5 protein-coding genes are annotated in these 7,442 nt (G+C 71.8%); 1 reads left to right on the forward strand and 4 read right to left on the reverse strand.

From position 1 onward, the window contains the following. The coding region (locus tag L1885_RS19860) for a cytochrome c oxidase assembly protein (RefSeq protein ID WP_235798511.1) at positions 1–955 on the reverse strand (955 nt) is incomplete at its 3' end. A gap of 442 nt (positions 956–1,397) precedes the next feature. Between L1885_RS19860 and L1885_RS19865 the strand changes: the two genes are divergently transcribed. Then, on the forward strand, positions 1,398–2,393 hold the full coding sequence (locus L1885_RS19865) for a S66 family peptidase (RefSeq protein WP_235798512.1): 996 nt from the start codon (positions 1,398–1,400) through the stop codon (positions 2,391–2,393). A gap of 209 nt (positions 2,394–2,602) precedes the next feature. Here L1885_RS19865 and L1885_RS19870 read toward each other — a convergent pair whose 3' ends face one another. From L1885_RS19870 to uvrB, 3 genes are all read right to left on the reverse strand, one after another. After that, positions 2,603–3,652, reverse strand: coding sequence for a TerC family protein (locus L1885_RS19870; protein ID WP_235798513.1), 1,050 nt, complete (start codon positions 3,650–3,652; stop codon positions 2,603–2,605). Between the two features lie 432 nt (positions 3,653–4,084). Continuing rightward, positions 4,085–4,696: a TerD family protein gene (locus L1885_RS19875; RefSeq protein WP_308117359.1), complete on the reverse strand. Its 612-nt coding sequence runs from the start codon at positions 4,694–4,696 to the stop codon at positions 4,085–4,087. A gap of 395 nt (positions 4,697–5,091) precedes the next feature. Beyond that, the gene (gene uvrB, locus L1885_RS19880; RefSeq protein ID WP_235798514.1) at positions 5,092–7,227 is read right to left on the reverse strand and encodes an excinuclease ABC subunit UvrB; all 2,136 of its coding nucleotides are present in this window, start codon (positions 7,225–7,227) and stop codon (positions 5,092–5,094) included. Positions 7,228–7,442: the final 215 nt, after the last annotated feature.

The following is a 7,442-nucleotide window of genomic DNA, read 5'->3' on the forward strand; positions in this document are numbered from 1 at the left end:
CGGCGGGCGGCACGGTCGCCGCCGCGGCGGTCCCGTCGGCGCCCTCCTGCTCCGGGGAGGCGGCCGGCCGGTTCCCGCCCCGTGCGGAGGCGACCGCGACGGGGGCCGCGACGGGCACGAGTTCCGCGTCGAGCCGCGCGTCGAGTTCGGCGGAGCGGTCCCGTTCCTCGTGCCACCACTGGAAGAAGACCGCGATGAGGAAGGGCAGCGCGACGATCTCCGCGAGCGTCAGCATCAGGCCGCCGCCGAGCATCTGGTCGAAGGCGAGGGTGGGGCCCCAGGGGCGGGGGTGCGCCCGGTACCAGTCCCCCGCGACGAGGGTGCCGCTGGTCATGACCACGATGCCGGGGATCGAGTCGAAGAGCCCGTCGAAGAAGACCAGCGCGGCCCTGATCGGGTGGGTGCACCAGCGGGGCAGCAGTTCCTGCCCGGTGAGCATGGGCAGGACGAACAGACTCCCGGTGAGCAGCAGTTGCGCGTGCATCAGCTGGCGGACCAGGTCGTTGGAGAGGGCCGTGGGGAAGTACGGCGTGAAGTAGATGCCGAGTTCCGACACCAGCACGAACAGCGAGCTGACGAGCGGGAACGTGAGCAGCCGCACGGGCCGCGAGGTCAGCGCGCGGTGCAACCGCCCGTCCGGCGGCGCGAGGGCCAGCGGGTCGCCGAGCGCCAGGCCGAGCGGGGCCAGCAGGTCGAGCAGGATGTTCTGGACGGCGGCCGGCCAGAACAGGACCCGGTCGTAGACGGCGAGCGACGACATCGTCGCGACGACGATCATGCCGAGGCCGAGCACCGCGAAGGACGCCGTCCGCAGCACCGGCCACCGCCGGCCCGACCGCACGCGGCGCGCGACGCCGTACGCGTACAGGGCGCCGAGCGCCACCACGGCGACGAGGGCCGCCGGGTCGAGCGTCCAGGTCGTCAGGCCCCGGCTCAACGTCAGTTCCGGCAGCACGCCGCACCCTCTTTCGCGTACCGGTCTCGCCCGCCGGCGGCGAGCGGGCCGCCGGCGCGCGGCCCCGCTGCGATGTGCGCCGGGCCGTCCGATGTCGCCGACCACGCTAGACCGCGGGCTTAATCGCTCGTACGTCGGGGCGCCGCTCGCTAACCTCGCGGCCATGCCGACATCCAGCCCCTCGCACGAGGCCGAGCCGCCGTCCCCCAAGGCCGGTCCGCAGTCCCCGGCGGACGGGCGGACGCCACCGCGGGACGGCCCGACGGCACCGTTGGGCGGGCGGACGCCACCGCGCGACGGCCCGACGGCACCGGTGGGCGGGCAGCCGGGAGGGCCCGTACCGGCCGCCCCGGCAGCCGCTGCGCCGGGGGAGCCGGCTCTACGGGCCGCGCCCGGGCGTCCGCGCCGTCCGCCGAAGCCGCGACCGGGCGACCGGGTCGCCGTGATCTCCCCGTCGTCCGGACTGCCCGGCGTCCTACCGCTCCCCTACGAGCTGGGGCTGCGCCGCCTGCGCGAGGAGTTCGGGCTGGAGCCGGTGGAGTACCCGGCCACACGCCGGATGGGCGCAAGCGCGCGGGAACGGGCCGCCGACATCCACGCCGCCTTCGCCGACCCCACGATCATGGCCGTCCTCGCGAGCATCGGCGGAGACGACCAGATCACGGTGCTGCCGCATCTGGACCGCGAGCTGATCGCGTCGCACCCCAAGCCCTTCTTCGGCTACAGCGACAACACCCACCTGCTCGCGTACCTCTGGAACTGCGGCGTCGTCGGCTACCACGGCGGCAGCGTGATGGTGGAGCTCGGCCGGCCCGGCCGGATGGACCCGCTGACGGCCGGGTCGCTGCGCGCCGCCCTGTTCACGTCGGGCCCCTACGAACTGCGGCCGGCGGGCCGGTTCCGGGACACCGACCGGGACTGGGCCGACCCCGCCACGTTCGACGCGGAGCCGGAGACCCGCCCGGGCGCCGGCTGGTCCTGGCACGGCCCGGAGCGCGTGGTGGAGGGGCCGAGCTGGGGCGGCTGCCTGGAGGTGCTGTCGACGATGCTGGTGGAGGGCCGCGAGATCCAGGCGGACCCGTCGGTGTACGACGGCTGCGTGCTGCTGCTGGAGACCTCCGAGGAACTGCCGTCGGCGACGGAGGTGTACCGGATCCTGCGCGCGATGGGCGGGCGCGGTCTGCTCGCCCGCTTCCCCGCCCTGCTGATGGGGCGGCCCAAGACGTGGTCGCTGCAGCGGCGGACCACGCCGCAGGAGGGTGCCCGGTACGCGGCCGAGCAGCGGGCCGCCGTCGAACGCGCGCTGGCCGCGTACGCGCCGGGGACCATGGCCGTCTTCGACGTCGACCTCGGGCACACGGATCCGCAACTGATCGTGCCGTACGGCGGGACGGTCCGGGTCGACGGCCCGGCCCGGCGGATCACCGTGACGTACTGAGGATCGCCGTGACGTACTGAGGGACGCGGGACCGGGGCCGGATGCCCCGGGGCCGGATGCCCCGGGGGCCGGACGCCCGGGGGCCGGATGCAGGGGGCCGGCTGCCGGGGCGGCAGGATGAGGCCCCCGCCCGGTGCCCCGGTGAAGGGGCCGGGCGGGGGCCGGGCCCGTCGCCCTCGACCACCGACCAGTCGAGGGCGACGGACGACTCAGACGTCCACGCTGTCCTGGCTCTTGGAGCCGGACACGCCGCCGGCCTCGCGCTCGCCCTCGCGGGGCGGGCCGGGGTGCGGGGTCGTGGACGGGGCGGCCGCCGCCTGCCTGCGGGACGCGAACAGGCTGGTGACGGTCGTGACGAGCAGGACGCCGCCGATCACCGACAGCGAGACGGAGATGCCGATCTCCGGGACGTGCACGCCCAGTTCGTGCAGCGCGTGCAGGACCAGCTTCACTCCGATGAAGCCGAGGATCACCGACAGCCCGTAGCTGAGGTGGACGAGCTTCCTCATCAGCCCGCCGATCAGGAAGTACAGCTGGCGCAGGCCCATCAGCGCGAACGCGTTGGCGGTGAAGACGACATACGGGTCCTGGGTCAGTCCGAAGATCGCCGGGATGGAGTCGAGCGCGAACATCACGTCCGTCGTGCCGATGGCGAGCATGACCACCATCAGCGGGGTGAGGATGCGCCGGCCGCCGCGCCTGATGAACAGCTTCGTGTCGTGGTAGCGGTCCGCCACGCCGAAGCGGCGTTCGATCGACTTGAGGAGGCGGTTCTCCTCCCACTCCTCTTCCTCGTCGTGGCCGGAACGCGCCTCCTGGATCAGCTTCCACGCCGTGTAGATGAGGAACGCGCCGAACAGGAAGAACACCCACGAGAAGCTCGCGAGGACGGCCGCGCCCGCGGCGATGAACCCGGCGCGCAGCACCAGCGCGATCAGCACGCCGAACAGCAGGACGCGCTGCTGGAGGCGGAGCGGAACGGCGAACTTGGCCATGATCACGATGAACACGAAGAGGTTGTCGATACTGAGCGACTTCTCCGTGACGTAACCGGCGAAGAACTCGCCACCCGGCTTCGCGCCACCGAACACCATGAGCCCGAGCCCGAACAGCCCCGCGAGGACCACCCAGACGGCGGTCCATACGCCGGCTTCCTTGACCGACACCTCGTGGGGCTTGCGCCCGATGAAGAAGTCGATCGCGACGAGGACCGTCAGGCCGAGAACGGTCAGCAGCCACACGGTCAGTGAGATGTCCATCGTGCCTCCGGCGTCATACGACTTCGGGCAGCGCCGGTGCGTGCGCGCTGCCTGCCGGAGGTCTCTTCCACCTGTGACGGCCGCCGCCGTCCCTCAGGCCGACGCCCCGGGACCGATGGCGATCCGTATTGACGGGTACGTCGCGATGCGGGAGTACTCCCCTCCGCTGCACACCACGGTACGGGAAAACCCATGAAAGAGTAAAGCGTCGGGCAAAGATCATTCAAAATGGCTGCTCAGGGGCGTGCGGGGGGCCGCCGCAGGAGGGCGCGGCCCCCGGCAGGACATGCGACGGCTCCGGGCGCACGCCGGTGGGGCGGCCGCGGTCACGCGCCGGTGCGACGGCTCTCGACATGCGACGGCTCCGGACATGCGACGGCTCCGGGCGCGCGCCGTGGGTCGGGCGGCGCGTGCCCGGAGCCGGGTCCCGCGTCAGAGGTGCGGCAGTACCGACGGCATCAGGTCCTGGAAGGTGCGGCCGTTCGCCGGCGTGCCGATCGCCGTCATCCGCCAGCCGCCGTCGCAGCGGTGGACCTTGGCCATGATCTGCGCGGTGTACTGCCCGCCGCCGTCCAGCGTGTAGCGGGCCAGCTCCTGGCCGTTGGTCTCGTCGACGAGCCGGCAGAAGGCGTTCTGCACCTCCTGGAACGTCTGGCCGGTGAAGGAGTTCACCGTGAAGACGATCTGGTCGATGTGCGCCGGCACCTGCGAGAGGTCCACCAGGATCGACTCGTCGTCGTCACCCTGGCCCGCGCCGCCCACGAGGTTGTCACCGGTGTGCTGCACGGACCCGTCGTCGCTCACGAGGTGGCGGAAGAAGACGACGTCGACCGGCTGCTTCTCGGAGAAGAGCACCGCCGACGCGTCCAGGTCGATCTCGCGGGTGCGCCGCCCGAACATGCCGCGCCGCTTGGCGGCCTGCCAGCCGAGGCCCATCCGCACCGCGGTGAGCGTGCCCCCGCCCTTCTTCTCCAGGCTGATTCCCTGGCCCTTGCTCAGGCTGACGCCGCCGCCCGGCGAAGCGCCGTTGGATGTGTCCACCACGTCCTGGCCTCCCTTTCCATGGTCCCCCCGCCCCACGGTCGGTGAGCGGTTTTCGGGCACCTTACGCGGGGACCGTGCCCCGCTCCCGGGAGCTCACGCCGACTGTGTCGTTCCTGAGACACACGTTCGCACCGCGCAACGCCCTCGTCCCAGGAGCACCCGAGGCGACGGGCCAGTGACCGCGCCACCGGGCCCGACACACGCGGGGCGTCACCCCGGTCGCCGCGCGCGGGCACAACCCGCGTTCACCGGCCGTTGGGGGAGCGAACGCGGGAGCGGCCGCCGACGGAGCGGAGGCCGGGCGGGCCGGCGGAGGCCGGGACGAGCCGCGCCGTACGCAGGGCCGGGGCGCGGCCGCCCGCTGACCGGGAGCGTGGTGGAGGGATGGGGGCTCGTCAGGCCAGGCCGGCCTCCCGCATCTGGCGCAGCTCCTTCTTCAGCTCGCCCACCTCGTCGCGCAGGCGGGCGGCGACCTCGAACTGGAGGTCCGCCGCAGCGGCACGCATCCGGTCCGTCATCTCCTCGATCATCCCCGCGAGTTCCGTCGCGGGCCGGTCCGTCGGCACGTCCCCGGCCTTGCCGCCCTTCGCCGCCGAGCCGAGCGTCGGGACGGGGGCCTTGGCGGGCTTGCCGTTCTTGTTGTTCTTGCCGCTCTTGGTCTGGCGGTAGCCCGTGCCGAGCAGCGACTCCGTGTCGATCTCCTCGCGCGCGATCGTCGCGACGATGTCGTTGATCTTCTTCCGGAGCGGCTGCGGGTCGAGGCCGCGCTCCGTGTTGTAGGCGATCTGCTTCTCGCGGCGCCGGTTCGTCTCGTCGATGGCGCGCTCCATCGCCGGCGTGATCTTGTCCGCGTACATGTGGACCTGGCCCGACACGTTGCGCGCGGCGCGGCCGATCGTCTGGATCAGGGACGTGCCCGACCGCAGGAAGCCCTCCTTGTCGGCGTCCAGGATGGCGACGAGCGACACCTCGGGCAGGTCGAGCCCCTCCCGCAGGAGGTTGATGCCGACCAGCACGTCGTACTCGCCGGCGCGCAGCTCACGCAGCAGCTCGATCCGGCGCAGGGTGTCGACGTCGCTGTGCAGGTAGCGGACCTGGATGCCGAGTTCGAGGAAGTAGTCCGTCAGGTCCTCGGCCATCTTCTTCGTCAGCGTCGTGACCAGGACGCGCTCGTCCTTCTCGGTGCGCTGCCGGATCTCGTGCACCAGGTCGTCGATCTGGCCCTGCGTCGGCTTGACGACGACCTCGGGGTCGACCAGGCCGGTGGGGCGGATGATCTGCTCGACGACGCCGTCCCCGCGGGACAGCTCGTAGGGGCCGGGGGTCGCCGACAGGTACACGGTCTGGCCGACCCGCTTCTGGAACTCCTCCCACTTGAGCGGGCGGTTGTCGAGCGCCGACGGCAGCCGGAAGCCGTGGTCGACCAGGGTGCGCTTGCGGGACGCGTCGCCCTCGTACATCGCGCCGATCTGCGGCACGGTGTTGTGCGACTCGTCGATGACGAGGAGGAAGTCCTCGGGGAAGTAGTCGAGGAGCGTGTTGGGCGGCGAGCCGTAGTCGCGGCCGTCGAAGTGCATCGAGTAGTTCTCGATGCCGGAGCACGACCCGATCTGGCGCATCATCTCGATGTCGTACGTGGTGCGCATGCGCAGCCGCTGCGACTCCAGGAGCTTGCCCTGCTTGTCGAGCTCGGCGAGGCGCTGCTCCAGTTCCCGCTCGATGTCGTTGACCGCGCGCTCCATGCGCTCGGGGCCCGCGACGTAGTGGCTCGCCGGGAAGATGTAGAGGTGCTCGTCCTCGCTGATGACCTCGCCGGTCAGCGGGTGCAGCGTCGACAGCGCCTCGATCTCGTCGCCGAACATCTCGATGCGGACCGCGAGCTCCTCGTAGACCGGGAAGATCTCGATGGTGTCGCCCCGGACGCGGAACGTGCCGCGCTGGAACGCCACGTCGTTGCGGGTGTACTGGATCTCGACGAAGCGGCGCAGCAGCTCGTCCCTGTCGTACTCGCCGCCGACCCGCAGCGGCACCATGCGGTCCACGTACTCCTGCGGCGTGCCCAGTCCGTAGATGCAGGAGACCGAGGCCACGACCACCACGTCACGCCGGGTGAGCAGTGAGTTCGTCGCGGAGTGGCGCAGCCGCTCGACCTCCTCGTTGATCGAGGAGTCCTTCTCGATGTACGTGTCCGACTGCGGCACGTACGCCTCGGGCTGGTAGTAGTCGTAGTACGAGACGAAGTACTCGACGGCGTTGTTCGGCAGCAGCTCGCGGAACTCGTTCGCCAGCTGGGCGGCCAGCGTCTTGTTCGGCGCCATCACCAGGGTCGGCCGCTGGAGCTTCTCGATCATCCACGCCGTGGTCGCGGACTTGCCCGTGCCCGTCGCGCCGAGCAGGACGACGTCGTTCTCCCCCGCGCGCACGCGCCGCTCCAGGTCGGCGATGGCGGTGGGCTGGTCTCCGCTCGGCTGATAGGGGCTGACGACCTCGAAAGGCGCCAGAGTGCGTTCGATCTCAGTTACGGGCCGCATGGATCCAACGGTACGACTCCCCACTGACAACGCTCTCCGCAGCGCCTCCCACCTGCAAGAACATCCCGTCGAGAGACTTGGGCGGGCCGGTTCACCAGTCGTGGAAGTCGGGCGCGCCCCGGCGCACGGGCTCGGGCTCGCGCTCCCGTTGCGGCCGCCCCGGCTGGTGGCGCCGGGGCCGCAGGCGCTGGGCGGGCAGCGGGTCGCCCACGCCG

Origin of the sequence: Streptomyces fuscigenes (assembly GCF_021556455.1) — a bacterium.
GTDB classification, from domain to species: domain Bacteria; phylum Actinomycetota; class Actinomycetes; order Streptomycetales; family Streptomycetaceae; genus Streptomyces; species Streptomyces fuscigenes.